Here is a 23,691-nt window from a genome sequence, read left to right as displayed (position 1 = left end):
ATGGTACAATACTCCGGTAAACTTCTGCGGGACTGGAGGAATTTCCATGACCCAGTGGCGGAGTTTGGCGGAACGGATGGTCCGGGAGCAGATCATGGCGAGGGGAGTGCGGTCCGAAGCGGTTCTCGAGGCCATGCGGACAGTGCCGAGGCACTTCTTCGTGGATGAGGCGCTCCGGGACAGCGCCTGGATCGACAGTCCCCTCCCCATAGGGGAGGATCAGACCATTTCCCAGCCTTACATGGTGGCCCGGATGACGGAACTGCTGGGTCCCGCCCGGGGGGAGACGGTCCTCGAAATCGGCACCGGATCGGGGTACCAGGCGGCGGTCCTCTGCGCTCTGGGCGCGAAGGTGACAAGCCTGGAGCGGATCGCTTTCCTGGCGTACAGGGCCCGTGAGCGCCTTGACGGGCTCGGATTCGACGTGCGGGTGGTCTGGTCTGACGGCAGTCCGGAAAGCCGCCCCGACGGGCCCTTTGATGGCGTGATAGTCACCGCTGCGGCCCCGGAGCTGGAGGAGTGGTGGTCCGATGTGCTGGCTCCAGGAGGACGGCTGGTGGTTCCCCTCTCGGTGATGTCCGGGGGACAGAGGCTTCTTCTGCGAAGAAAGGCTGCCGGGGGAGAATACGAGGATACATGGCACGATTACTGCCGTTTCGTTCCGCTGCTGAAAGGGCGGAAGGGGAACGGTTCCGGAGGATGAACACAGAATGCAGAAATCACGTCTGAATATGAAGAGCCTGCTGGCCCCCAAATCTTTGGCCGTTTCGGGGCTGGTGGCGGCCGCCTATGCCGTGGTCACCATCCTCTTCGCCCCCATTTCCTATGGTCATATCCAGGTCCGGATCTCGGAGGCCCTCACTGTGCTTCCCTTCCTGTTTCCCCAGGCGGTTCCCGGGCTTTTCATCGGCTGCCTGATCGCCAATTTCGCGGGGGGCTTCGGCATCCTGGATGTGGTGCTCGGGAGCGGAGCGACGCTGATCGCTGCGGTTCTCACGGCGAGGATGCCCAATGTCTGGCTTGCCTCCGTTCCTCCCGTGCTGGTGAACATGGCGGTGGTGGGAGGGTACCTCTCCTTTCTCCTGGATATTCCGTTTCTCCTCTGCGCCCTCTACGTGGGGCTGGGACAGGTCATTGCATGCTGCTTCCTGGGCATTCCCCTGGTGCTTCTCCTCGAACGGAGAATGAAAAAGGGCGGGACCGGTCCCGCCCTGTAACGTCTACCCCTTTTTCTTCCACTTCGTTCCGTCGGGGGTGTCCTCAAGGACAATACCCCTGGCGGCAAGCTCGTCCCGTATTTCGTCGGACCGCCTGAAGTCCTTTTTTTTCCTGGCCTCGTTCCTCTCCGCAATGAGGTTTTCAATTCCCGCGGATTCTCCTTCGTCTCCCGCTGCTTCCGCGGGAAGGATGCCCAGGACGGAATCCAGCTTCCTGAAGAAGGTTTCCGCGGCCTCGAGCACGGCAGGATCCAGGATCTCGGTGTCCTTCAGGTAGGTGTTGACGGCCTTGACGCCGTCGAAAAGGACGCCCGTGGCGGCGGCGGTGTTGAAGTCGTCGTCCAGAACGGCCCGGAATTTTTCCTCGAGGGCGGGAAAGAGGGCTGCCGTTTCGTTTCCTTCTTTCCGTTCCCCCTTCTTCCTGTTGGCGATGGCGTGACCAAGGTCGGACCAGCAGTTGTCCAGCCGGTCCATGGCGCTTTTCGCCTGGAGGAGGCTTTCCTCGGAGAAGTTGATGGGGGAGCGGTAGTGGGCGCTCAGCATGAAGAACCGGATGGCCCGGGCCGGGAATTTTTCCAGGGCCGCCCTGGCGGTGAGAAAGTTGCCGAGGGACTTGGACATCTTCTCCTTGTCGATGAGCAGGTATCCGTTGTGGATCCAGTACTTGACGAAGGGCTTCCCCGTGGCGGCCTCGGCCTGGGCGATTTCGTTCTCGTGGTGGGGGAAGGTGAGGTCCGTCCCGCCCGAGTGGATGTCCAGGGTATCGCCGAGATACTTCATGGACATGGCGCTGCACTCGATGTGCCAGCCCGGGCGTCCCTCGCCCCAGGGGCTGGGCCAGGAGGGTTCCCCTTCCTTTTTCGCCTTCCAGAGGGCGAAGTCGAGGGGGTGCTTCTTCCGCTCGTTGACCTCGATGCGGGCGCCGGACTGAAGCTCCTCGAGGCTCTGCTTGGAAAGGGCGCCGTATTTCGGGAAGCTGCTCACGTCGAAGAAGACGTCGCCGTCCGCCTCGTAGGCGTGCCCCTTTTCGATGAGGGTGCTCACCAGCCCGATGATTTCGTCCATGTGCTCCGTGGCGAGGGGATTGTGGGTCGCCCGCCGGACCCCGAGGGCGTCGGCGTCCTTGTAATACTCGTCGATAAACCGGTCGGCCAGGTCCCGGACGGTGATGCCCTCCCGGTTGGCCCTGGCGATCATCTTGTCCTCGATGTCGGTGAAGTTCTGGACGAAGGTGACGGTATAGCCGCTGTATTCAAGATATCTCCGGAGCACGTCGAATACGATGAAAGGCCGGGCGTTCCCGATGTGGAAGTAGTCGTAGACGGTGGGGCCGCAGCTGTAGAATCCGACGTGCCCTTTCCTCACGGGGACAAAGGGCTCTTTTGTTCGTGTCAGGTCGTTGTACAATACCAGGCTCATATTTTTAGCACCTCCAAATGCTTTCTAATTTTGAATTATAACGTAAAATACTTCCTATGGGATCATGAAGCCCGTCGGATGGAGGAAATCGTGGCGACCGAACGGATTGCAAAACTGCTGAAGAAGCTTCCCGACCGTCCCGGAGTGTACCTGATGCGGGACGCCGCCGGGGAGGTTATCTACGTGGGAAAGGCGAAGTCCCTCAAGAAAAGGGTCTCCTCCTATTTCCGCCACGACTCCTTCGCCTCGCCCCGTCTCCGGAAGCTGGTCCAGTCCATAGAGGACATATCGGTCATCCGGACCGAGTCGGAAGTTGAGGCCCTGATTCTCGAGGCCAAGCTGATACGGAAGTACAGCCCCTTCTTCAACGTGGACCTCAAGATGTCGGACCGGTACCCCTACATCAAGATCACCCGGGAACTCTTCCCGAGGATAGTGGTGACCCGGCAGAGGGGAAAGGACGATGCCCTCTATTTCGGCCCCTACGTGAGCGCGGGGGACGTCCGGTCGCTGCTCCGGCTTATCGAGAGGTATTTCCCCCTCCGGATCTGCGCCAGGGACATCGACGCCTCCACGCCGGAGAAAAACGGCAGGCCATGCCTCCATTACTCCCTTGGGAGATGCCTCGGCCCCTGCGCGGGGCTCGTGACCCCGGCGGACTACAGGGAACGGGTGGACGACGTGATCCTCCTCCTGCAGGGGCAGTCCTCCGAGGTGGTGGAGCGGCTGAGGAAGCGTATGGACAGGGCGGCGAAATCCCTGGCCTTCGAGGAGGCCGCCAGGCTGCGGGACACGATCCGGGCCATATGGAGAATCACCCGGCAGCGGATCACCTCTCCCCTGAGGGAGGACTTCGACGGAGACATGTGGCAGTGCCTCAACAGGCTGCAGCAGGCCCTCCGCCTTCCCGTGATCCCCTGGAGAATCGACGGCTTCGACATCTCCCACATGTCGGGAAGGGAAACCTACGGCGTGGTGGTGGTGTTCGAGCAGGGGTCGCCGAACACGTCCCTCTACAGGAGGTTCCGCATAAAGACCGTGGAAGGGGTGGACGATTTCCGCTCCCTGGAGGAGACGGTGACCCGCCGCTACGGCCAGTCGCTGAAGGGCAGCGAACCCCTGCCCCAGCTTGTCCTCATCGACGGCGGACCGGTTCAGCTGGAATTTGCCCGGAAGGCCCTGGACGAACTCGGCCTGAAGGATCTGCCCGCGGTTTCGCTGGCAAAACAGGAGGAACTGATATACCATACTCCGGGTGAGGAGCCCCTGCGGCTCGATTTCGGAGACTCCGCCCTGAGACTGCTCCAGAGGGTGCGGGACGAGTCGCACCGGTTTGCCATAGAAAGCCACAGGGCTTCCCGCTCCGCCCGGCTTCGCCGCTCCGTCCTGGAGGAGGTTCCGGGAATCGGCAGGCACAGGGCGGCCCAGCTTCTGGGCAGGTTCGGCAGCGTCCGAAACATGGCGGCCATGTCTGCTGAGGAGCTCGCGACGGTGCCGGGGATCGGGCCGGCCATGGCGGAGCGGATTTTGTCCGTATTGAAGGAGAACATTGGTGGGACTGAGCCGGAGAAAAATTGACGAATACTTCATGAGACGGGCCCTGAGCCTGGCCCTCAGGGGAACGGGGCGGACATCCCCCAATCCCATGGTGGGCTGCGTGGTGGTTCGGGACGGCCGGGTGCTGGGGGAGGGCTTTCATTCATGCTGCGGCGAGGACCATGCCGAGCGGGCTGCCCTGGGAAAAACAGCCGATGCCCGGGGGGCTGATATTTACGTGAACCTGGAGCCCTGTTCCCATTTCGGCAGAACGCCCCCCTGCGCCCCCCTGATCGTCGAACGGGGCGTTTCCCGGGCGGTGGTCGGGATGACGGACCCTGACGTGAGGGTCAGCGGCAGGGGGCTGGATATCCTCCGCTCAGCGGGTATTGCGGTGGAAACGGGGATTCTCGGGGAGGAATGCCGGTGGATCAACCGGGGCTTCATCCGGAGGGTGACCCTCGGCAGGCCCTGGGTGACGGTGAAGGGAGCGGTGAGCCTGGACGGGGGCATGGCCCTCGAAAGCGGCGAAAGCAGGTGGATCACCGGCCCGGATGCCCGGGCGGCGGCCCACCGCCTGCGGTCGGAGCACGATGCGGTTCTCGTGGGGGCCGGCACCGTGGCCGCCGACGATCCGGAACTGACAGTGAGACATACTTGCGGAGACTCGCCGATGAGAATAGTATTGGATTCCCGGCTCTCCATTCCCCCGGGCGCGAAGATTTTCGCCCCGGGAACGACGGTGTTCACGTCGGAAGAGGCCGGCCGGGAGCGAAGGACTGCGGCGGCGGCAGCAGGAATGGATGTGGTGACGGTCCCTTCCGGTTCTTTCGGGCTTTCCCTCTCCCATGCCCTGTCAGTCCTTGCGGCACGGGGAGTGAACTCCCTTCTCGTGGAGGGGGGCCCCTCCGTCATCGCCTCCTTTTTCAGGGAGGGTCTCGTGGACGGTGTGGCGCTCTTCCTTTCGCCCCGGATCCTGGGGAAAAACCGCCCTTTTTCCGGTCCCCTGGTCTTTGCGTCCATGGATGAGACCGTCAGGATCACGGGGGCGTCGGTGAAGCAGGTGGGGAATGATTTTCTGCTGGAGGGGGTGCCCGAATGTTCACCGGCCTTGTAGAAACGGTGGGAACGGTAGTGTCCCTCAGGCCTGCCGGAATGTGCACCGTCCTCTCTCTCCGGGCTCCTCTGTTCGCGGGAGAGCTGGTTCCCGGCCAGTCTGTCGCCGTATGCGGCGCCTGCCTGACGGTCACGGCCCTTGAGGGGGAGATTTTTTCGGTGGACGTGATGCCGGAGACGCTGAAAAAGACGAAGCTCCGGTCGCTCCGCCCCGGGGCGCGGGTGAACCTGGAACGGGCCCTCCGGGCGGACGGGAGACTCGACGGCCATATCGTCACGGGCCATATCGACGGGGTGGTTCCTGTCCGGGAGATTTCCAGGGGACGGGACGGGTTTCTGCTCTCCTTCACCCTGGAAGAAGAGACGGCGTCCCTGGTGGTTCCCAGGGGCTCCGTGGCGGTGGACGGCGTGAGCCTCACCGTGGCCCGGCTGGCCGGAGCTTCCTGCACCGTGGGGCTGATTCCCGCCACGCTGGAGGCTACCACCCTCGGAGACCTTCGCCCCGGCGACGAGGTGAACATCGAAACGGACATCCTCGGCAAGTACGTCCGGAGGCTTCTTGAAACGGGAGCTTCCTTCCATACAAATACAGGCGCTTCCTCCCTGTCCCCGGAGTCGCTCCGGGACGCCGGGTGGATCTAGCGCATACAGGAGGCATTTTCATGACCGCTCTGTGCGGGGACGACCGAATCAGCGGCGAAGTGTTCAGCTCCATCGAAGAGGCCGTGGAGGATATCCGGAACGGCAGAATGGTGATCGTGGTGGACGACGACTGCAGGGAGAACGAGGGCGATCTCATCATCGCCGCGTCCCTTGTGACCACGGACGCCGTCAATTTCATGGTGAGGCACGCCCGGGGGCTCGTCTGCGTTCCCCTGGGAAACGACATCGTCCGGCGGCTCAGGCTGGATCCCATGGTCAGGGAGGGAACGGACAAGCACGGCACCGCCTTTCTCGTGACCGTGGATGCCAGGGAAGGCTGCACCACGGGCATTTCAGCCGAGGAACGGGCGAGAACCGCCCGGGCCCTTGCGGACCCGTCATCGGCTCCCGAGGACTTTTATCGTCCCGGCCACATGTTTCCCCTGGCGGCCCGGCAGGGCGGGGTGCTCAAGCGGGCCGGGCACACGGAGGCGGCGGTGGACCTCGCCACCCTCGCGGGGCTGCCCCCCGCCGGAGTGATCTGCGAGATCATGAACGAGGACGGCAGCATGGCCCGTCTGCCCGACCTGGTGACCTTCGCGGGGAAGAACGGCATGAAGATCATTTCCATCGAGGATCTGATCGCCTACAGGAGCAAGCAGGAAAAGCTTGTGGAGAAGATCGCGAGGGTTGAACTTCCCACCTCCCATGGCTTCTTCACTGCCCATGCATACCGGAACGTGAACGACGACAATCTCGACCACGTGCACATGGCCCTGGTGAAGGGGGCTGTGGAGGGCAAAAAGGACGTTCTCGTGAGAGTCCATTCCGAATGCCTCACCGGTGACGTGTTCGGCTCCCTGCGGTGCGACTGCGGGCCCCAGCTCGCCCAGGCCATGGAGATGATCGAGGCAGAGGGGCAGGGGGTGCTTCTCTACATGCGCCAGGAAGGGCGGGGTATCGGGATCGCCGAAAAGCTCAGGGCCTACCAGCTCCAGGAAAAGGGCATGGACACCGTGGAGGCGAACGTGGCCCTGGGATATCCCGCCGACCTGAGGGATTACGGCATCGGCGCCCAGATCCTCCAGGATCTCGGCGTGGGGAGCATCCGGCTCATCACCAACAACCCGAGGAAAGTGGTGGGGCTCCAGGGGTACGGCCTGGAGATCGTGGAGCGGATTCCCCTGGTCATTCCCCCGAACCGGTTCAACGAACGGTACCTCGGCACGAAGGAATCGAAGCTCGGGCATCTTTTTCATGTCCGGGACATACTGAGTTAACACAGGCTGAAAGGAGCGGTCAAAATGAAAATCATAGAGGGAAAGCTTACCGGTGCCGGGCTTCGGTTCTGCATCGTCGTGTCGCGGTTCAACAGCCTCTTCAGCGAGAAGCTGCTCGAGGGGGCGAAGGATATGCTTCTCCGGCATGACGTGAGCCACCAGGCCATTGACGTCATAAAGGTGCCGGGCGCGTGGGAGCTGCCCCTCGTGGCCAAGGAGGCGGCCCTGAGCGGGAAATATGACGCCATCATCGCCCTGGGGGCGGTCATACGGGGAGATACGCCCCACTTCGAATACGTCTCCGCCGAGATGTCCAAGGGACTGGCATCGGTGGCCATGGCCGAGCGGATTCCCGTGTCCTTCGGGGTGCTGACCACGGATACCATGGACCAGGCCGTGGCGCGGTCGGGCAGTAAGGGGGGCAACAAGGGGGCCGAGGCGGCCCTCGCCGCCATCGAGACCGCCAACATCATGAACGAGCTTCGCACCGGAAAGGAGAAGGAAGACCATGCTTGACATCCGATGGATCCGCTCCAATGCGGATGAAGTGAGACAGTTCCTGGCGGACAGGAACAACGATATGGATATCGGGCCGCTTCTCGGGCTCGACGAGGAGCGCCGCTTGCTGCTCACGGAGACCGAGGAGCTGAAGGCCCGCAGGAATGAAGGATCCCGGAAGGTGGGGGCCGCCAGGGCCAGGGGCGAGGACGCCTCCGCCGCCATGGAGGAGATGCGGGTCATCGGCGACAGGATAAAGGACATCGACGCCCGCATTTCCGAGATCGACGAAAAGATTTCGGACATGCTTCTTTCCCTTCCGAACCGTCCCCATGATTCCGTTCCCGTAGGGAAGGACGAGAACGACAACCCCGAAGTCAGGCGCTGGGGTGAGCCGAAACAGTTTTCCTTCGAGCCGAAACCTCACTGGGACCTCGGCGAGGCCCTGGGGATCATGGATTTCGAGAAGGGGGCGTCTCTCGCCCAGAGCCGCTTCACTGTCCTGAAGGGGCTGGGGGCGCGGCTTGAACGGGCCCTGCTGAACTTCATGCTCGACCTTCATACGGAGAAGCACGGGTACCTGGAAGTGCAGCCGCCCTTCATGGTAAGTTCGAAGACCATGCGGGGTACGGGGCAGCTTCCCAAGTTCGCCGATGACCTCTATAAATGCGAGAACGACGACCTCTGGCTCATCCCCACCGCCGAGGTGCCCCTCACCAACCTCCACGCCGAGGAAATTCTCGAGGAAGGGCAGCTTCCCCTGTACTACACGGCCTATACCCCCTGTTTCCGCCGGGAGGCCGGGGCCTACGGCAGGGACGTGCGGGGCATGCTCCGGCAGCACCAGTTCGACAAGGTTGAGATGGTGAAGCTCTCCTCGCCGGAGTCCAGCTACGACGAGCTGGAAAAGCTGACCGACAACGCCGAGGAGGTGCTGAGGGCCCTCGGGATTCCCCACAGGACCATCTGCCTGTGCACGGGGGATATGGGCTTCGGGTCGAGCAAGACCTACGACGTGGAAGTCTGGCTGCCCTCCCAGCACAAGTACAGGGAGATCAGCTCCTGCAGCAACTGCGAAGATTTCCAGGCCAGGAGGATGAATACCAGGTTCCGTCCCGCCGACGGCGGCAAACCCCGGTTTGTCCATACCCTGAACGGTTCGGGCATCGCCATCGGCAGGGCCCTGATCGCCGTGCTCGAGAACTTCCAGAGGGAAGACGGCTCCATAGGGATACCGGAAGTCCTCGTTCCCTACATGGGAGGCGTCACGGAAATCCGCTGATATCCTTCAGAATCGCAGGCGGTTGAAACGCCGCCTGCCCCCCCGGGCCTGCCCCCTGCGGACTGAAACCGGAGGATTCCGGGTCTTCCGGGGCCTAAATCCGCAGCTTTTCATGGCAGAGGGAGTGTCGCTGGGCATAAGGTGAATTCGACCCGCCAGGGTCGAAGAGAATATCCCCTGGGGGGCAGCGCCCAGGCCGGCGGCCCAAGCGAGCACCGGTGACGCTCCCCGCTGCCAGCGGATTTAGGCGGGGGTGGAAAAATAGGGAAATAACTGGTAGAATCAAGATTGCAGCCTTGTATCCAGGGAGGGCTAATCATACTTTTCGCGGAAAGTTTCATGTCCGAGGTTTTATTTTTTGTTCCCGCTGCGGTGGTGCTCTGCTTCTTTCTTCAGCGTCGCTGCAGAAAACGCATGGAGACAACCCAGTACAACTATTTCCGGGATCTTCTGCTCGTGGCGGCGTGGGTTCTCGCCGCCCTCTGGGCCGGCAGCTCCGTGTCCCGTTTCATCGTGGGCATGGCCGCCTTCGCCTCCCTCGTCGGCACGTGCCAGCACATCCGGCCTCACTGGGGATGGAAGACGGCCTATCTTTTCGTGGGCTTCGTCTTCGCCGTCTTCGGACCCAAGATCGGCTTCATCGGCCTTCCCGACGGCCAGTACCATTACTTTTCTCCTGAAGTGTCCATTATCGTGACGGCCCTCTGGGTGGGCATATTCCCCGTCCTTCTCCAGCAGCTGGACAACATACCGGGCATGGCGGGCCATCTTCTGGCCATCAGCTTCTCGCTGCTTCTTCTCGCCACGGTCTTCTCCGGCCAGGATCTTCCTGACGCATTCTTCATGTCCCTGTGCGGCCTTGCCTTCCTCGGCGTGTTCTGGAGCCGCCACGGCCACATGTACCGCCGCATGGGCGAATCCCTGTCCGCTCTCTGGGGAATCCTCGTGGCAGGGACGTCGGTGCTCGGGGTGAGCAAGGGGATTACCTTCAGCACCCTTATGCTTCTTCCCCTCGGCCTTTTCGCCATTCCCATCATGGAGGCGTCCCTCCATTTCGCCAGTCTTGCCTTTTCCTCCAGGTCCCACGGAGCGACGGTGCTGTACAGAAAGCTCATCAGCAGGGGCCTCGACCACCCCAGCGCAGTGCGGTTCATCACGTCTCTCTGCGCCCTCGGCGGTGCGGTCATCGCCATCTCCCAGCTTGGAAACTCCATGTTCATGATGCTGTGGGTCAGCGCCACCATCCTTTTCACCGGCCTCGCCATCATGCCTTTCATCCGGAAAATGAAGGAGAATGCGGAAATGCCACTGAAACCCTCCATCTGGAGCACCTCGGTCGATAATGTCTCCATGGACTATGCCCTCGCGAAGACCCGCGCCGCAGCAGTCTCCGGCAAAGGGGTTTCCCTGGTGTCCACGGTGAATGCCCTTGCCGTGATGGAAGCGGAAAAGAACAGTGAATATGCCGCCGCCCTGCGGAGCTCCTTCCTGACCCTTGCCGACGGCGCCGGGCTTGTCTGGGCCCTTCGTTTTCTCGGAACGCCGGTCCAGGAGAGGGTGGCGGGAATCGACTTCATGCTGCGCCTGACCCGGACGGCTGCGGCGGAAGGCCTGCCCGTATACCTGCTGGGGGCGAAGGGGGAGGCTGTGAAGGGGACTGCGGAAGCCCTGAAGGAGCAGTACCCCGACCTCGTCATCGCCGGATGGCGGGACGGTTATTTTAACCCGTCCGACCCCTCCGTGGCTGCGGACATCCGCGGCAGCGGGGCGAAAGTCCTCTTCGTGGCCATGGGAATTCCCCGCCAGGAAGTCTGGGTCATGAAAAACTCCCATCTTCTCGGTGACATGGTCGCAGTCGGGGTAGGCGGGGCTTTCGACGTGGTCTCCGGAATGCTGAAGAGGGCTCCGGAAGCATGGCAGAAACTCGGCCTCGAATGGTTTTACCGCCTCCTGCAGGAACCCTGGCGCTGGAAGCGGGATCTTGATCTCTTCCTTTTCGTCTGCAGGGTTTTTCTCACGAAGCTGGGCCTGCGCCCCTACAGGGAAAACAGGAGCACCGAATGAAGACCGCGGCAAAAGACATCATGAATTTCGACCTCACGTCGGTTCTGGAGGACGACCTGGTGCATGACGCCATTCACGTCCTCTACAGCCACAACCTGCAGGGTATCCCCGTCCTCGACGAGGACTGGAACCTTGTGGGATTCCTGTCGGAAAGCGATGTTCTGAAAGCCGCCGTTCCCACCTACCTCGAGGTGCTAGCCCGTTCTTCCTTTCTTGAGGACGAAGAGGATCTTCTTCTCTCCAGGTTCCGGTCCTTCGGGAACAAGAAGGTGGGGGATTTCATGAACCGGAATCCCATTTTCGTGGAGCCCGAGACAAGCCTCATGGCGGTGGCGGACCTGATGATCCGGAAGTCGGTAAAGCGGCTTCCCGTGGTGGAGAGCGGAAAGCTCGCAGGAATGATCAGCCGCGAGGCGTTCTGCGAGTTTCTCATGGAAGAAAGCGTGAGCCGCGGTGCTGAATAATACGGATATGTCCGCCCCTTCCGGAGAATTTGATGAAGTAGAGGAAGAGATTCGCCGCTTTTCCGGCGAACTGGAAGAAAAATATGAACAGAAACGAAGGGAGTGCCGTCTCGACAGAGACCAGGCGCTCCTTCGTCTTTCCGAAATGGAGGCCGAGACCCTGAGAAAGGTGGAGGCGGAATGGTCTGCCCGGGAGAAGGACCTTGAACTCCTTGCGGCCGGTCTCGAGAGGGAAATCGCATCCATCAGGGACGACGTTTCGGGGCGGATCGGCGGAGGGCCGGCCCTGAAAGCCCTTCAGGAAGAATTCTTCGCCATGGTTCTGGGAGAAAAAGAACCGTGATACGGAAAATGATCCGCCTTGCTCTCTGGGGCGTTGCAGGAAGGCGCCGGGAGATCATCGAGGAGCTTCACCGGCTGGGCGTGCTTCACCTCGAGCAGGCCGGCCGGCGTTCCGGGACAGAGTCGGCACGGCTGAACATGCTGCGCCTTCTTCGGGGGAAGGTGCTGGGTCTCATTGAATCCCTCGGCTGGGACGGATGGACCTCTCTTTCCGAAGGGAGCATCGACGATGCGGAAAAGCTGCTTTCAGCCCTTCCGCCCGAAGAACTTGCCCCTGAAATCGAGAGAAGCCTGGAGGAATTCGGAAAACGCCTCTCCGGTCTTCTCGATGAAAGAACGGCCGCAGAAGATCTCCTTCTCCGGGCGAAAAAGGCGAGGGATATCCTCGATCGTTTTTCCGCATTCTTCCGGCGGGACGATGCCGGATCCCCGGGAACAACGACGCTGTGGCTGATTCCGCAGAATACGGTCCAGCAGGCTCTCGGCGCTCTTCATGGGGCGTTTTCCGCCGGAGGGGAGGCGTGGGAGGGGCGGCACCATTTCGTTCCCGGAAACGACGCCCTCGGCGTGCTGGCTCTCCGGGTTTCCCCGGAACTGGAAGAGGAGGCCTCGGCGATTCTTTCCCGCTGGAAGGCCCTTCCCTGGCACCTGCCCCCGTTCTGCTCCGGCGTGAGCGTGGAGCATTCCCTTCCCGTCATCGGGAAAAAAATGGAAGAACTTTCCGGCCGCATCGAGACCCTTTCCGGTGATCTGCGCCGGACGTCCGGCGAGTGGGGGCCCCGGCTCGCCGCCCTGTTCCTTTTCATCGACGGCAGAACGGAGCAGGCTGCGGTGGAAGCCGGACTCGGTTCCTCCGAGGACACCTTCCCCCTCCACGGGTGGCTTCCCGAGGACGCCCTCGATTCCACGGTGTCAGCCATGAAAGGGCGGTTCGGCGACGATGTGCTCCTCCAGTGGAGACACCCGGGGGAAAAGGACTGGAGCAGTGTGCCCACATCCCTGAAAAATTCACCCCTTTGCGCTCCCTTTGAACTGTTCCTGAAGCTTCTGCGGCCGCCCTCCTATTCCGGGGTGGACCCCACGACCGCCGTGGCCATTTTCTTCCCCTTCTTTTCCGGGTGCATGATCGGCGACATGGGATACGGAGTGCTGATTCTTCTTCTTTCCCTGAAGCTGAAGAAAGCGGTCCGCCCCCTGCTCCGGGACATAGGCTCCATTCTCCTCTCCGTTTCCCTCTGGAGCATTGTCTGGGGAGCGGCCTGGGGCGAATCCTTCGGCGACGCGGGGCACAGGCTGTTCCATCTGGAACCCCTGTGGCTGGAGCGGTCGGTGAGCGTTCTCCCGGTGGTGGTGTTTACCATAGCCCTGGGCGCCGCCCACGTGTTTTTCGGGCTTCTCCTGGGCATATACCAGGGAATAAGGAACAGGCACCGTCATCTCTGGATGGAAAAGGCGGGAAACCTGGCCGTACTTCTTGCCCTTGTGGCGGGGCTTACAGCCCTGAGGGGGAAACTGCCCGGAGGGATTTTCACAGTGCCCCTTTCCCTCCTGGTCATCGGTCTCGCCCTTCTCATCAGGGGCGGGGGCATCGGCGGCATCATCGAGACCCTGGGCAGCATCGGCAATATCATCAGCTACGTCAGAATCGCGGCCATCGGCCTTTCCTCCGCCATCCTGGCCCTCGTGGCCTCGAAGTTTCTCGATGTCTTCGGACTGTCCGTCTTCGGCATCTTTCTTGCCCTCATGATTCACCTCCTGAATTTCGTGCTGGCCATAGGAGGTTCGGGCCTCCATTCGGCCAGGCTGCACTACGTGGAGTTCTTCGGCAAGTTTTATTCCGGTAACGGGAAAGAATACACACCATTTCAGCGAAGGAGCGGATCCTCGTGGAAAAAGCACTCATAGCCCTTGCAGCGGCCCTTGCGGTCGGAATCCCCGCCGTTGCCACAGCCTACGCCCAGGCGAAAATCGGAAGCGCGGGCGCCGGAACCGTGGCGGAAAAACCGGAAACGGGAGGCACCATCATCATTCTCGAAGCCATTCCGGAGACCATGGTCATCCTCGGTTTCGTGGTGGCCATCATGCTCATTCTCCAGTTCGCCTGAGACAATGACCGGCGGGAAGGACCTCGAGTCCTTCAAGGAGGCTCTCGCAAGGGAGCACCTTGAGAAAGTCCGTCTTCTGGAAAGGAACCGGGACGACGAGATCGCCGATCTCATCGCCGCCAGGAGACTTTCTGTCCAGAAAAAAGTGTCAGCCCTTCGGAAGGAGCAGGAAGAACGCTTCCGTTTTCTGGCCGCAGAGAAGCGAAAAAGCGCTTCCGCTTCCGCGGGGGCTTTCTTTCTCGGTGAGTTTTCGAACCTGGGCACTTCCTTCGGGGAGGAACTCCGGAAGATGGCCGAAACGTTCCGCTCTTTCGACAGGGAAGGGTACGGCCGAATTCTTGCCCGGCTCGCCGAAGAGGTTCTGGGGGCCTGCGGCAGGCCTGCCGTTCTTCTTGTGGAGAAGGGTGACGCTGAACTGCTCCGGGAAACGGCAGAAAACAGAAGCCTTTTCGAGGGAGTGGAAATACGGGAAGCAAATCTGAACGGATGGGGTGGCTGCCGGGCCGAGACGGAAAACGAAATTTTAGACAATACCCTCCTCACGCGGTGGGGAAGGATGTCCTCCCGTTTTTCCCTCAGGCTGTCCCGGCTCATGCATGATTCCTTCACAGAAATTCACCGGCGAATCTCCCAATTATGAATATCTGAACGCCGTCGTCAGGGCGAGGGGGACCCGGCTTCTCGGAAGGGAAGTCTTCTTCCGGCTTGCTTCCGGCTCCCTTGAGGACATGGAGCTCTTCCTGCTCGAAAGCCGGTACGGCCAGAGATACCGAGAGCAGCTCGCCACCGGCGGGGGATCGCTCCTCGGCCGGATCGAAAACGCCCTGGCCGGGGGCGCGGCGGATATTCTGCAGGAAACCGCATCCCTTGCGCGGGGAGAAAGCCTCCTTTTTTTTTCAGTGATCCTTTCACTGGGCGACCTCCACAACGGGCGGATTCTTCTCCGGGCTTCACCGGGAGGAATCCGTCCGGGGAATTCCCCCGCATGGCACAGGTATTCCCTCGCGGATCCTTCCTTTTATGACGACCTGTGGAAAAAATGCCCCACTCCGGCTGACGGGGCTGTCCGCTGCCACGAGGAAAATCATGACTTCGCCCGCATCCTGGGTGAGTCCTACCGGGTGCTCCATGAAACGGGAGATCTCTTCCGGGCTGAGCGGGCTCTTTATTCCGGCTGGTTCTCCCGGTGGAGAGAACGGATCAGGGGGAAGAACAACGAGAACGGCAGGAGAATGGCGGAATATCTCGGCAGGCTGACGGATCTCTGGAATTTCAGCATCTGGCTCCGCCCCGGGGAAGAGACCGCAGGGGAACGGGCTTTTCTTCCCGGAGGCTGGGGCTTTTCACAGGAAGCCCTCGAGACCCTGGACGATCCCCATAAGCTTTTTTCCGGCTCAGGATGGTCCTTTGTTCCCGGAAAACACGGGGAGAAAACCCGTTCCGACCTTTTCCGGTCCTTCCAGCGGCATTTTTACGAGTGGCAGACAAGCCTCTACAGAAAGAACCTTCTCGGCGCCGACGTGTCCCTCGGGTATGCGGCCCAGGTGGTACAGGAATGGAAGAACCTTTCCCTGCTCGCCGTGGGCCTGTCGCTGCGCATGCCGGCCGCGGAGCTGGAACGGCATCTTTTCCTCCCCGGGGAGGGACACCATGGCTGAAACGGGAAGGGGATTTGCCGTGGGAAGCCAGGTTTTTGCGGACCTGTGGTCCCTTCTCGGACTTGTACCCCTTCCCTGTGAGTCTCCGGGGGAGTCGGCATCTGTTTTTGCCGCTCTTTCTGCGGAGAGGGCCGCTTTCGTGGCGGTGGAGAAGGAGTGGTTCGACGGGCTCCCGGAATCGGTCAGACGGCGGCTGGAAAAATCGGCCGATCCTGTCTGGATCCAGTTTCCTTCCTGCGAAAGCGGGGAGATGAGGTGACGGCACACATGGACAAAAGAGGAAGAGTGGTGGGTGTTTCGGGGCCCGTGGTGACGGTGATCCCGGAGAGGCCCGCCGCCATGTTCGAAGTGGCGAGGGTCGGGGCGGAGGGGCTTCTCGGGGAAGTGATCCGCATTGAACGGTCCTGCGTCCGCGTCCAGGTATACGAGGATACGGACGGCATAGCCTCTGGGGCGCCCGTGGTGTTCGAGGACGACCTTCTTTCGGTGGATCTCGGGCCTGGGCTCCTGGGCGGCGTTTTCGACGGCATCGGCCGTCCCCTTGACGTCCTGGGAGAGGCAGGCATCTTTCTTCCCAGGGGCGCGAATCCCGGCCGGCGGAACACGGCCGGCAAATATGCCTTTGAACCTGCGGCTGCCCCGGGCGACACCCTCTCGGCAGGGGATCTTCTGGGCACAGCCCGGGAAAATCCGACCTTTCTCCATTCCGTGATGGTTCCCTCCGACCAGCCGCCGGGCAGGGCCGCCTGGATCGCCCCGGCGGGCGGGTACGCTCCGGACGAACCGCTTGCGCGGCTCGAGGACGGGCGGGAGTACACCATGATTCAGAAATGGCGGGTCAGGGTGCCCCGGCCGGTGAAGCGGCGCCTTCCCTTTGAAATTCCCCTGCTGACCGGGCAGAGGATTCTCGACACCCTCTTCCCCGTGCCCCTGGGCGGTGCGGCGGTTCTGCCCGGAGGGTTCGGCACGGGCAAGACGGTAACGCAGCAGTCCCTGGCGAAGTGGAGTTCCGCCGACATCATCATCTATATCGGGTGCGGCGAGCGGGGAAACGAGATGACCGAGGTCCTGGAGGAATTCCCGGGACTTGTGGATCCCGTGACCGGCGGCCCTCTCATGGACCGGACGATCCTCGTGGCCAACACTTCCAATATGCCCGTGGCTGCCAGGGAGGCGAGCATCTACCTCGGAATGACCATGGGAGAGTATTTCCGTGACATGGGCTATAACGTGGCCATCATGGCCGATTCCACGTCCCGCTGGGCGGAGGCCCTCAGGGAGATCGGCGGCCGCCTCGAGGAGATGCCCGGGGAAGAGGGATATCCCGCCTATCTCGGCTCGAGGCTCGCCCAGTATTACGAACGGGCGGGGAGGGCGGAAGCCCTGGGATCGCCGTCAAGAAAGGGTTCCATCACGGTGGTGAACGCCGTTTCCCCCGCCGGGGGAGATTTCTCGGAACCGGTGACCCAGGCGAGCCTCCGCATGTCCGGCGCATTCTGGGCACTGGACAAAGGGCTGGCCCAGCAGCGCCATTTTCCCGCCATCAACTGGCGCCAGAGCTATACCCTCTACGAGGGAATGCTCGCCCCGTGGTTCCGGGAGAACCTCGGGGAGGAATGGTTCACCCTCAGGGAGTACCTCAGGGACCTGCTGGAAAAAGAACAGTCCCTTCTCGACCTTGTCCAGCTGGTGGGCAGGGACGGTCTCTCCGAGGAGGACAAGTGGACCCTCTTCATGGCTGAACTTGCCAGGGTGCTGTTCTTGCAGCAGAACGCCTTTGCCCCTGAGGACGCCTCTTTCGCCCCTGAACTGCAGAAGGTCTACCTCCTCCAGTTGAGGGAATGCGACCGGACCGTCCGGTCAGCCCTCTCGCGGGGGATCATCTTTGACCAGGCGGCCGCGCTGCCTCTCCGGTCGGAACTCCTGGCGCTGAGGGTTCTCGGAAAGGAAGAAATGGCGGCACGCGGGGAGAAATGGAGGAGCCGCCTGGCGGCGGAGCTCGAAAAAATCGAGGTGATGCCCCAATGACGGCCCTGTACCGGGAAGGATTCAGGAGGGTTGAGGGCATAAGCGGTCCCCTTCTTTTCGTGAGGGGAATCGCCGGGCCCGCCTGCGGCGAACTTGTCGCAGTGGAGTCGGGTTCGGAAAGACGAACGGGACGGATCCTCCAGATCGACGGGGACCTTTCGGTCATCCAGGTGTTCGAGGGGACCATGGGGCTTGCCCCCGGGAGCGTCACCGTGTGGCTTGAGCGGGACGTCCTCAGGATTCCCGCCGGAGACGGACTGATAGGCCGTGTATTCGACGGGAGGGGAAACCCCCTGGACGGTCTGTCCGCCGGCTTCGCCGATGAATTTCTCGCTGTGGGAGGCTCTCCCATCAACCCGGTGCGGAGGAGCAGCCCGGATATTTTCGTGGAAACGGGGGTATCCGCCCTGGACCTCATGAACACCCTCGTCCGGGGGCAGAAACTGCCCGTGTTTTCCGGGGCGGGCCTGCCCGCCAACGAGCTGGCCGTCCAGATCGTGAGCGGGGCAAGGATTCCGGGCTCGGAAGAGCCCTTCCTCGTGGTCTTCGCCGCTCTGGGCATTACCCGGAGAGAAGCCCAGTTTTTTATGGATTCCTTCCGGAAGTCGGGCGCCCTGCGGAACGGCGTGTTCTTTCTGAACCTCGCCGGCGACTCGACGGTGGAGCGTCTGCTCACGCCCAGGGTCGCCCTTGCGGCGGCGGAATACTTCGCCTTTTCGAGGGGCTACAATGTCCTCGTGGTGATGACCGACATGCTGGCCTACTGCGACGCCCTGAGGGAAGTGGCGGCCGCCAGGGAGGAAGTGCCGGGGAGAAGGGGCTACCCCGGCTACATGTATTCCGATCTGGCCGAGCTGTACGAGCGGGCGGGCTGCATTGCTGGAGCGCCGGGAAGCGTCACCCAGATTCCCATCATCACCATGCCGGACGATGACATGACCCACCCGGTGGTGGACCTCTCGGGCTACATTACCGAGGGGCAGATCGTGCTCGACAGGAGAATCCAGGAACGGGGGGTCTACCCTCCCGTCGACGTTCTTCCCTGCCTGAGCAGGCTGATGAACAAGGGAATAGGAAGGGGAAAGACCTTCCCGGAGCACAGGGCCCTCGCGGATCAGCTCTACGCCTCGTATGCCAGGGCCAGGGAAGTGGAACGGATGCGGCTCATCGTGGGCGATGACGGGCTCACCGCCGTGGAAAAACAGTATCTCGGGTTCGCCGCGGCGTTCGAAAAAACATTCCTCGGTCAGGGAGGCGCACGAAGAACCCTGGCGGAATCTGAGCGATCCGCATGGAAATGCCTTGAAACCCTTCCCAGGAGCGAGCTCTTCAAGCTGCCTGAGAGCTACGTGGCGGAAAACCTGGGCTATTCGGCCCTTCCCCGGGAGCCATGAACGGCAGGTCGTCCGGTCCCCCCACGAGGGAGCACCTTCTGTCCACCCGGCGGCGCATAATTGCCGTGAGCCATGGAAAGAGGCTCCTCGAAAGGAAACGGGACGCCCTGGTCCGGGCAGTGGACGAGGAGCGGCGGCTCTTCCGGGAGACAGAAAAAGCCTTTTTTCTCGCCGCGGGGAGGATCACCTTCCTGTATTCCCTGGTGAGGCTCTTCGAGGGCGACGGCGCCGTCCGCTATCTTTCCGCCGGAAACGATCCCCTTCCGGTCCGGGTGGAAAAGAAATCCGTCATGGGATGCCGGTATTCCTCTTTTTCCCCTTCGCCGGAGGACAGGGATCGTCTTTCATGGAAGCTTCCCTTCGACCCCGCCGTGACCTCCCTCTCGGTGGAGGATCTCCTGAAAGCCCTGGGAGAAAGCGAAGACTGCGTCTGGAGGTACATCAACCTCAAGACGAAGATCAGTGCCATAGAACGGGAACTTTCCAGGACCACCCTGAAGATAAATACGCTTGAGCATGTGGTCCTTCCCTCCCTGGGGAAAGAGGTGAAACGGATAGAGGATCTTCTTGCCGAGAGGGAACGGCAGGAAAAGTTCGTGGCAAAGAGAGTGGGGAAGAAGAAACGGTCGGCCCCGGCGGGAAATAGGGAAAATATACTGGACACACACTATGAAAATCATTATTCTTAGTGTCGGAAAAGCAAAGGACGGCCATTGTGCCGCCCTGGCGGATCGTTATTTCCAGCGGACCGCTCCTTTCCTTAAAGTGGGCCTCGAATCCGCACCGGAGTCGAAGGACGGCAATGCCGCCCGGAAGGTGGAGCGGGAGGGAAAGGAAATACTGAAGAAGATCCGGGAACGGGATTACGTGGTGATCCTGGACGAGGGGGGCGGGGAAACGGACAGCCTCTCTTTTGCCCGGTGGCTTTCGGCAAGGCTCGATGATTCGGAGGGAAGGATCGTGTTCGTCATCGGAGGGGCATTCGGACTGGCCGGGGAAGTAAGGGACAGGGCGGATCATTCCCTCTCGCTCTCGAAGATGACCATGCCCCACGAGCTCTGCCTCGTATTTCTCGCGGAACAGATATACAGGGCATGTACAATCCTCAGAGGAGTGGACTACCACCACTGAGACTTTTATCCGGAAAAAGGAGTGGTTTGCTTGAACATGGACAAGATCATGAAACAGGCGCAGAAGATGCAGGCCCAGATGGCAAAGGTCCAGGAGGAGCTTGCGGGAGAAAAGGTGGAAGGAAGCGCCGGGGGCGGAATGGTCACCGTGACGGCGAACGGCCAGGGAGACGTGGTAGGAGTTCGTATCGATCCGGAGGTCATGAAGGGCGACGACGTGGAAATGCTCGAGGACCTGGTGCTTGCGGCGGTGAATGAAGCGCTTCGGCGCAGCAAGGAGCTTGCCGCCGAGAGAATGGGGCGGATTACCGGCGGCCTCGGTTCCATGGGGCTGTTCTAGGAGCGGTCCGTGTCGCTGCCTGATTCCTTCGAAAGGCTCACCGTTCTTTTTCGCAAGCTCCCGGGCGTCGGGGCGAAAACGGCCCGGCGTATGGCCTTTTTCGTCCTCCAGCAGCCTGTTTCCTACGCCGAGGAGCTTGCCGCATGTCTTTCAGGGCTGAAAGACCGCATCTTCACCTGTTCACGGTGCGGCAACATCACCGACAGGGAGCCCTGTGCCGTCTGCAGCGACCTTCTGCGGGACAGGTCGACCCTCTGCGTCGTTGAAACGGTGGAGGATCTTATCAGCATTGAACAGGCCGGAGTCTATTCCGGACTGTACCATGTTCTCGGGGGGAGGGTATCTCCCCTCGACGGTGAGGATCTCGACGAGGAATGCCTTGCCGGGCTTGTGCGCCGCATCGGCGAAGACCGCATAAGGGAGGTGATTATCGCCACGAATCCGAGGATCGAAGGAGACCTGACCTTCCATGCCATAGTGGACCGGCTTGGAGAGACCGACGTTTCCGTCTCGCGGCTGGCCTACGGCCTCCCCGTGGGAGGGAGCATAGAGTTTGCCGACAGGACGACCCTTCTCGCCTCCCTCGAGTCCAGGGTAACGGTAAAGCGGAAAGAATGAATCGTTTCTCCTGAGCAACAAGAGCGCTCCATTTCTTTACGTCCCTTCCCCGGCGGGAAGGAGAATGACCGACTGCAAGAGAGGTGAAACTATGACGGAGGGTTTTGGGAAGATTGTCAGGATGATCTTCTCCGGGCTGGTACTTCTGCTGGGTGGCATGATTGGTGCCCAGGTGGCCCAGCTTCTGTTTCCCCTTGTTCCTGAAGAATGGTTCATGGCGGGGAAATCATGGCTGCCCCTGTGGCTTCCGGGTAAAATTTTCCTTACGGTTCTTTCAGTGGTTTTATTCGCCTTTCTCGGCTTGATCCTTTCCCCCGTTTTTTTGCGGCTGCTTGGTCTTATGGGAACATTTTTTGAAACACACCTGAAGAACACCAGCTGGTCAGAGATTACCGCCGCCACCGTCGGCATGATTGTCGGCCTCATCATCGCGAATCTTGTGGCGCTGCCCTTTTCCGACCTCCTGTTCGGGAGCTATCTCGCCCTGATCCTGAACATTGTGCTGGGGTACCTCGGAGCGAGGATACTGCTGAAACGCCAGAGCGACCTGCTCCATGTCCTGGGTCCCATACAGGGGCTGAAGGAAAAAATCTCCATGATCAGGGGACAGCGGGAGCGGCACGATGAGGGCGGGATGCGTCTTTCCGCTGAAGAGCAGCAGTGGTGTGCGGGCCGGAAGATCCTCGACACGAGCGTCATCATTGACGGCAGGATCCTCGACGTCGCCAGGACTGGCTTTCTCGAGGGAGTGATCATCATCCCCCAGTTCGTTCTCCTGGAGCTTCAGGCGGTGGCCGACTCCACCGATCCGGCGAGAAGAACGAGGGGCCGGAGGGGCCTTGACGTGGTGAACGAACTCCAGAGACTGGGCGACCTCCAGGTCGAAATAGCCGACACGACCCTGAAGACCCTCAGGGCCGAGTCGGTGGACAGCGGCCTCGTGGCTCTCGCGGACAGGCTCGGAGGCCAGATTCTCACCACTGACTACAACCTGAACAAGCTCGCCCAGATTCAGGGCATCCGGGTGCTCAACGTGAACGATCTTGCAAACGCGCTGAAACCCATGCTCCTTCCGGGGGAAACCATCATCATCGATGTCATAAGGGAAGGAAAGGAACCCCACCAGGGCGTGGGATACCTTGACGACGGAACCATGTTCGTCGTCGAGGACGGAGAGAACTTCATCGGCAAACGTGTGGAGGTGGTGGTCACCTCCATGCTCCAGACCTCCGCCGGAAGAATGGTCTTCGGCCGGGTCAGGAAGGAAGTCCGGTCCTAATGGAAGGATTTTCCATGGTGGTGGTGGCCGCAGGCAGGGGAGAGCGGGCCGGGGGAGACTCTCCCAAGCAGTACCGCGGGCTTGGAGGGCGGATGATGTGGGAATGGAGCGCCCTTCTCGCCGAAAAACTCTTTGCGTCAGGCGCCGTCAGGGAGGCTGTTTTCGTCGTCCCGGCGGGGGATGAGTCTTTTTTTTCGGGAAGGCTTTTGGGGTACGCCTTCCCCTTTTCGGTGACTGCGGGGGGGGCGGAAAGAAACGACTCGGTGCTGAACGGCCTGCGGTGTGCGAAGGGAGACTATGTCCTCGTCCACGACGGGGCGCGCCCTTTCGCGGACGAGGCTCTCTGCCGGAGGGTTATGGCATCGGTGACGGAGAAGAAGGGAATTGTTCCCCTTCTTCCCGTGTCCGACGCCCTGAAGAAAGAAGAAGAGGGAATCCTTCGGCCCTTCCCCCGGGAAGGGCTTTTCCTCACCCAGACCCCCCAGGGGTTCCCCAGGGAGAAGCTGGAACAGGCTCTTCGCTCCCACGGAAAAGGGGCCAGGGATGAGGGAGAGGCCTGGATACTGGCAGGCTATGAACTTGGATCGGTAGAGGGGGACAGGCGGAACATGAAAATCACCTGGCCCGGGGATTTTGACCTCGGAGAAAGCCGGTTTCAGAAGTCCTTCAGAACGGGGATCGGATATGATATCCACCCCCTCGTTCCGGGAAGGCGGTTCATTCTTGGAGGAGTTTTTTTTCCGGACTTTCCCCTGGGTTTTCTGGGACATTCCGACGGCGACCCCCTGGTACATGCGCTCTGCGACGCCATCCTCGGCGGGGCAGGGCTTGGGGATATCGGAACCCTGTACCCCGCGTCGGATATGAAATACAAGGGCATTTCGAGCCTTGTGCTCCTTGAGGATTCAGCCCGGAGAGCTTCTTCGGAAGGCTGGTTCCTCGAGTGGGCCGACTGCGTGGTGATCGCCCAGGAGCCCCGGCTTTCCTCCCGCCTTCAGGAGATGGTGAAGACAATGGGTAACGTTCTGCCTTCAGGATGGAAGAACAGGGTTCACCTGAAGGCGAAATCGGGCGAAGGCGAGGGAGCGGCCGGAAACTGCTGCTCCGTCATATGCCATGCCGCTGCCACTCTTTCCATCCGGGAGTTGAAGCGGGATGAATTGCAGGACGAGGACTGACATTCCCTTCCCGGCAAAGAAAGAGGGCTCCGGCGGCTGAAATGTGCGCCGGAGCCCCTTTCTGCCTGAAATTCCCTTTGTATTTCCGGGGGGGTTGTTTC

General features: G+C 61.3%; 25 protein-coding genes. 24 read left to right on the top strand and 1 reads right to left on the bottom strand.

The features are described 5' to 3' along the window. Nucleotides 1-46: 46 nt before the first annotated feature. The gene (locus C8D99_RS07685; RefSeq protein ID WP_133957551.1) at nucleotides 47-703 is read left to right on the top strand and encodes a protein-L-isoaspartate(D-aspartate) O-methyltransferase; all 657 of its coding nucleotides are present in this window, start codon (nucleotides 47-49) and stop codon (nucleotides 701-703) included. 7 nt (nucleotides 704-710) lie between these two features. After that, complete coding sequence (locus C8D99_RS07680) at nucleotides 711-1,217, top strand: QueT transporter family protein (protein ID WP_243833862.1); 507 nt, start codon at nucleotides 711-713, stop codon at nucleotides 1,215-1,217. A 3-nt stretch (nucleotides 1,218-1,220) separates the two neighbouring features. On the opposite strand, the gene cysS is transcribed toward C8D99_RS07680, so the two are convergent. Beyond that, on the bottom strand, nucleotides 1,221-2,636 hold the full coding sequence (cysS, locus tag C8D99_RS07675; RefSeq protein ID WP_133957550.1) for a cysteine--tRNA ligase: 1,416 nt from the start codon (nucleotides 2,634-2,636) through the stop codon (nucleotides 1,221-1,223). 90 nt (nucleotides 2,637-2,726) lie between these two features. On the opposite strand from cysS, the gene C8D99_RS07670 reads away from it, so the two are divergent. The 22 genes from C8D99_RS07670 to ispF all read left to right on the top strand — a co-directional run bounded on the left by C8D99_RS07670 (nucleotide 2,727) and on the right by ispF (nucleotide 23,590). Next, nucleotides 2,727-4,214 (top strand): excinuclease ABC subunit UvrC, encoded by a 1,488-nt coding sequence (locus C8D99_RS07670; RefSeq protein ID WP_338024423.1) that lies wholly within the window; start codon nucleotides 2,727-2,729, stop codon nucleotides 4,212-4,214. Next, the gene (gene ribD, locus C8D99_RS07665; RefSeq protein WP_243833861.1) at nucleotides 4,189-5,289 is read left to right on the top strand and encodes a bifunctional diaminohydroxyphosphoribosylaminopyrimidine deaminase/5-amino-6-(5-phosphoribosylamino)uracil reductase RibD; all 1,101 of its coding nucleotides are present in this window, start codon (nucleotides 4,189-4,191) and stop codon (nucleotides 5,287-5,289) included. Before C8D99_RS07670 ends, ribD begins: the two co-directional genes overlap by 26 nt. After that, nucleotides 5,271-5,930: a riboflavin synthase gene (locus C8D99_RS07660; protein ID WP_133957548.1), complete on the top strand. Its 660-nt coding sequence runs from the start codon at nucleotides 5,271-5,273 to the stop codon at nucleotides 5,928-5,930. Before ribD ends, C8D99_RS07660 begins: the two co-directional genes overlap by 19 nt. A 20-nt stretch (nucleotides 5,931-5,950) precedes the next feature. Beyond that, entirely contained in the window at nucleotides 5,951-7,210 is a 1,260-nt protein-coding gene (locus C8D99_RS07655; protein ID WP_274542671.1) for a bifunctional 3,4-dihydroxy-2-butanone-4-phosphate synthase/GTP cyclohydrolase II, read from the top strand. A 24-nt stretch (nucleotides 7,211-7,234) separates the two neighbouring features. After that, nucleotides 7,235-7,726: a 6,7-dimethyl-8-ribityllumazine synthase gene (gene ribH, locus C8D99_RS07650; protein WP_133957547.1), complete on the top strand. Its 492-nt coding sequence runs from the start codon at nucleotides 7,235-7,237 to the stop codon at nucleotides 7,724-7,726. Continuing rightward, nucleotides 7,719-8,990 carry a serine--tRNA ligase gene (serS, locus tag C8D99_RS07645; protein WP_133957546.1) on the top strand — a complete coding sequence of 424 codons (1,272 nt, stop codon included), beginning with the start codon at nucleotides 7,719-7,721 and terminating at the stop codon, nucleotides 8,988-8,990. The genes ribH and serS overlap by 8 nt, the downstream gene beginning before the upstream one ends. 339 nt (nucleotides 8,991-9,329) lie before the next feature. After that, on the top strand, nucleotides 9,330-11,054 hold the full coding sequence (locus tag C8D99_RS07640; RefSeq protein ID WP_133957545.1) for a WecB/TagA/CpsF family glycosyltransferase: 1,725 nt from the start codon (nucleotides 9,330-9,332) through the stop codon (nucleotides 11,052-11,054). Then, complete coding sequence (locus tag C8D99_RS07635; RefSeq protein WP_133957544.1) at nucleotides 11,051-11,518, top strand: CBS domain-containing protein; 468 nt, start codon at nucleotides 11,051-11,053, stop codon at nucleotides 11,516-11,518. The genes C8D99_RS07640 and C8D99_RS07635 overlap by 4 nt, the downstream gene beginning before the upstream one ends. Before the next feature lie 7 nt (nucleotides 11,519-11,525). Continuing rightward, nucleotides 11,526-11,861 (top strand): hypothetical protein, encoded by a 336-nt coding sequence (locus C8D99_RS07630; protein WP_208321126.1) that lies wholly within the window; start codon nucleotides 11,526-11,528, stop codon nucleotides 11,859-11,861. Then, a complete protein-coding gene (locus C8D99_RS07625) occupies nucleotides 11,858-13,765 on the top strand; it encodes a V-type ATP synthase subunit I (RefSeq protein ID WP_133957542.1) in 1,908 nt (635 codons plus the stop codon). The genes C8D99_RS07630 and C8D99_RS07625 overlap by 4 nt, the downstream gene beginning before the upstream one ends. Next, nucleotides 13,747-13,965, top strand: a complete 219-nt coding sequence (locus tag C8D99_RS07620) for an ATPase (protein WP_133957541.1) — start codon at nucleotides 13,747-13,749, stop codon at nucleotides 13,963-13,965. The genes C8D99_RS07625 and C8D99_RS07620 overlap by 19 nt, the downstream gene beginning before the upstream one ends. Before the next feature lie 4 nt (nucleotides 13,966-13,969). Beyond that, the gene (locus C8D99_RS07615) at nucleotides 13,970-14,605 is read left to right on the top strand and encodes a FliH/SctL family protein (protein WP_133957540.1); all 636 of its coding nucleotides are present in this window, start codon (nucleotides 13,970-13,972) and stop codon (nucleotides 14,603-14,605) included. Continuing rightward, on the top strand, nucleotides 14,562-15,623 hold the full coding sequence (locus C8D99_RS07610) for a V-type ATPase subunit (protein ID WP_133957539.1): 1,062 nt from the start codon (nucleotides 14,562-14,564) through the stop codon (nucleotides 15,621-15,623). The genes C8D99_RS07615 and C8D99_RS07610 overlap by 44 nt, the downstream gene beginning before the upstream one ends. Continuing rightward, complete coding sequence (locus C8D99_RS07605) at nucleotides 15,616-15,882, top strand: hypothetical protein (protein ID WP_133957538.1); 267 nt, start codon at nucleotides 15,616-15,618, stop codon at nucleotides 15,880-15,882. The genes C8D99_RS07610 and C8D99_RS07605 overlap by 8 nt, the downstream gene beginning before the upstream one ends. Nucleotides 15,883-15,890: 8 nt before the next feature. Continuing rightward, complete coding sequence (locus C8D99_RS07600) at nucleotides 15,891-17,651, top strand: V-type ATP synthase subunit A (RefSeq protein WP_133957537.1); 1,761 nt, start codon at nucleotides 15,891-15,893, stop codon at nucleotides 17,649-17,651. Beyond that, nucleotides 17,648-19,045, top strand: coding sequence for a V-type ATP synthase subunit B (locus C8D99_RS07595; RefSeq protein ID WP_133957536.1), 1,398 nt, complete (start codon nucleotides 17,648-17,650; stop codon nucleotides 19,043-19,045). The genes C8D99_RS07600 and C8D99_RS07595 overlap by 4 nt, the downstream gene beginning before the upstream one ends. Beyond that, nucleotides 19,042-19,734: a V-type ATP synthase subunit D gene (locus tag C8D99_RS07590; RefSeq protein ID WP_133957535.1), complete on the top strand. Its 693-nt coding sequence runs from the start codon at nucleotides 19,042-19,044 to the stop codon at nucleotides 19,732-19,734. Before C8D99_RS07595 ends, C8D99_RS07590 begins: the two co-directional genes overlap by 4 nt. Beyond that, nucleotides 19,715-20,176: a 23S rRNA (pseudouridine(1915)-N(3))-methyltransferase RlmH gene (locus C8D99_RS07585; RefSeq protein WP_133957534.1), complete on the top strand. Its 462-nt coding sequence runs from the start codon at nucleotides 19,715-19,717 to the stop codon at nucleotides 20,174-20,176. Before C8D99_RS07590 ends, C8D99_RS07585 begins: the two co-directional genes overlap by 20 nt. Before the next feature lie 30 nt (nucleotides 20,177-20,206). Next, nucleotides 20,207-20,515: a YbaB/EbfC family nucleoid-associated protein gene (locus tag C8D99_RS07580; protein ID WP_133957533.1), complete on the top strand. Its 309-nt coding sequence runs from the start codon at nucleotides 20,207-20,209 to the stop codon at nucleotides 20,513-20,515. Nucleotides 20,516-20,524: 9 nt separating this feature from the next. Further along, a complete protein-coding gene (gene recR / locus C8D99_RS07575) occupies nucleotides 20,525-21,133 on the top strand; it encodes a recombination mediator RecR (protein ID WP_133957532.1) in 609 nt (202 codons plus the stop codon). A gap of 91 nt (nucleotides 21,134-21,224) precedes the next feature. Further along, nucleotides 21,225-22,412: a PIN/TRAM domain-containing protein gene (locus C8D99_RS07570; protein ID WP_133957531.1), complete on the top strand. Its 1,188-nt coding sequence runs from the start codon at nucleotides 21,225-21,227 to the stop codon at nucleotides 22,410-22,412. Then, nucleotides 22,412-23,590 (top strand): 2-C-methyl-D-erythritol 2,4-cyclodiphosphate synthase, encoded by a 1,179-nt coding sequence (gene ispF, locus C8D99_RS07565; RefSeq protein WP_133957530.1) that lies wholly within the window; start codon nucleotides 22,412-22,414, stop codon nucleotides 23,588-23,590. The genes C8D99_RS07570 and ispF overlap by 1 nt, the downstream gene beginning before the upstream one ends. Nucleotides 23,591-23,691 lie beyond the last annotated feature (101 nt).

The sequence above is a fragment of the Aminivibrio pyruvatiphilus genome (genome assembly GCF_004366815.1).
GTDB classification, from domain to species: Bacteria; Synergistota; Synergistia; order Synergistales; family Aminobacteriaceae; genus Aminivibrio; species Aminivibrio pyruvatiphilus.
This window is presented reverse-complemented; position numbering and strand designations above follow the sequence as displayed.

What these genes read in the sequence shown, in the direction of transcription:
- C8D99_RS07610 (WP_133957539.1), top strand. Translation starts at nt 14,562, where the DNA reads ATGATTCCTTCACAGAAATTCACCGGCGAATCTCCCAATTATGAATAT.
- C8D99_RS07600 (WP_133957537.1), top strand. Translation starts at nt 15,891, where the DNA reads ATGGACAAAAGAGGAAGAGTGGTGGGTGTTTCGGGGCCCGTGGTGACG.
- ribH (WP_133957547.1), top strand. Translation starts at nt 7,235, where the DNA reads ATGAAAATCATAGAGGGAAAGCTTACCGGTGCCGGGCTTCGGTTCTGC.
- C8D99_RS07570 (WP_133957531.1), top strand. Translation starts at nt 21,225, where the DNA reads ATGACGGAGGGTTTTGGGAAGATTGTCAGGATGATCTTCTCCGGGCTG.
- C8D99_RS07590 (WP_133957535.1), top strand. Translation starts at nt 19,042, where the DNA reads ATGAACGGCAGGTCGTCCGGTCCCCCCACGAGGGAGCACCTTCTGTCC.
- C8D99_RS07585 (WP_133957534.1), top strand. Translation starts at nt 19,715, where the DNA reads ATGAAAATCATTATTCTTAGTGTCGGAAAAGCAAAGGACGGCCATTGT.
- C8D99_RS07640 (WP_133957545.1), top strand. Translation starts at nt 9,330, where the DNA reads ATGTCCGAGGTTTTATTTTTTGTTCCCGCTGCGGTGGTGCTCTGCTTC.
- C8D99_RS07605 (WP_133957538.1), top strand. Translation starts at nt 15,616, where the DNA reads ATGGCTGAAACGGGAAGGGGATTTGCCGTGGGAAGCCAGGTTTTTGCG.
- C8D99_RS07680 (WP_243833862.1), top strand. Translation starts at nt 711, where the DNA reads ATGCAGAAATCACGTCTGAATATGAAGAGCCTGCTGGCCCCCAAATCT.
- ispF (WP_133957530.1), top strand. Translation starts at nt 22,412, where the DNA reads ATGGAAGGATTTTCCATGGTGGTGGTGGCCGCAGGCAGGGGAGAGCGG.
- C8D99_RS07615 (WP_133957540.1), top strand. Translation starts at nt 13,970, where the DNA reads ATGACCGGCGGGAAGGACCTCGAGTCCTTCAAGGAGGCTCTCGCAAGG.
- C8D99_RS07630 (WP_208321126.1), top strand. Translation starts at nt 11,526, where the DNA reads ATGTCCGCCCCTTCCGGAGAATTTGATGAAGTAGAGGAAGAGATTCGC.
- serS (WP_133957546.1), top strand. Translation starts at nt 7,719, where the DNA reads ATGCTTGACATCCGATGGATCCGCTCCAATGCGGATGAAGTGAGACAG.
- C8D99_RS07685 (WP_133957551.1), top strand. Translation starts at nt 47, where the DNA reads ATGACCCAGTGGCGGAGTTTGGCGGAACGGATGGTCCGGGAGCAGATC.
- cysS (WP_133957550.1), bottom strand. Translation starts at nt 2,636, where the DNA reads ATGAGCCTGGTATTGTACAACGACCTGACACGAACAAAAGAGCCCTTT.
- C8D99_RS07595 (WP_133957536.1), top strand. Translation starts at nt 17,648, where the DNA reads ATGACGGCCCTGTACCGGGAAGGATTCAGGAGGGTTGAGGGCATAAGC.
- C8D99_RS07635 (WP_133957544.1), top strand. Translation starts at nt 11,051, where the DNA reads ATGAAGACCGCGGCAAAAGACATCATGAATTTCGACCTCACGTCGGTT.
- C8D99_RS07660 (WP_133957548.1), top strand. Translation starts at nt 5,271, where the DNA reads ATGTTCACCGGCCTTGTAGAAACGGTGGGAACGGTAGTGTCCCTCAGG.
- C8D99_RS07655 (WP_274542671.1), top strand. Translation starts at nt 5,951, where the DNA reads ATGACCGCTCTGTGCGGGGACGACCGAATCAGCGGCGAAGTGTTCAGC.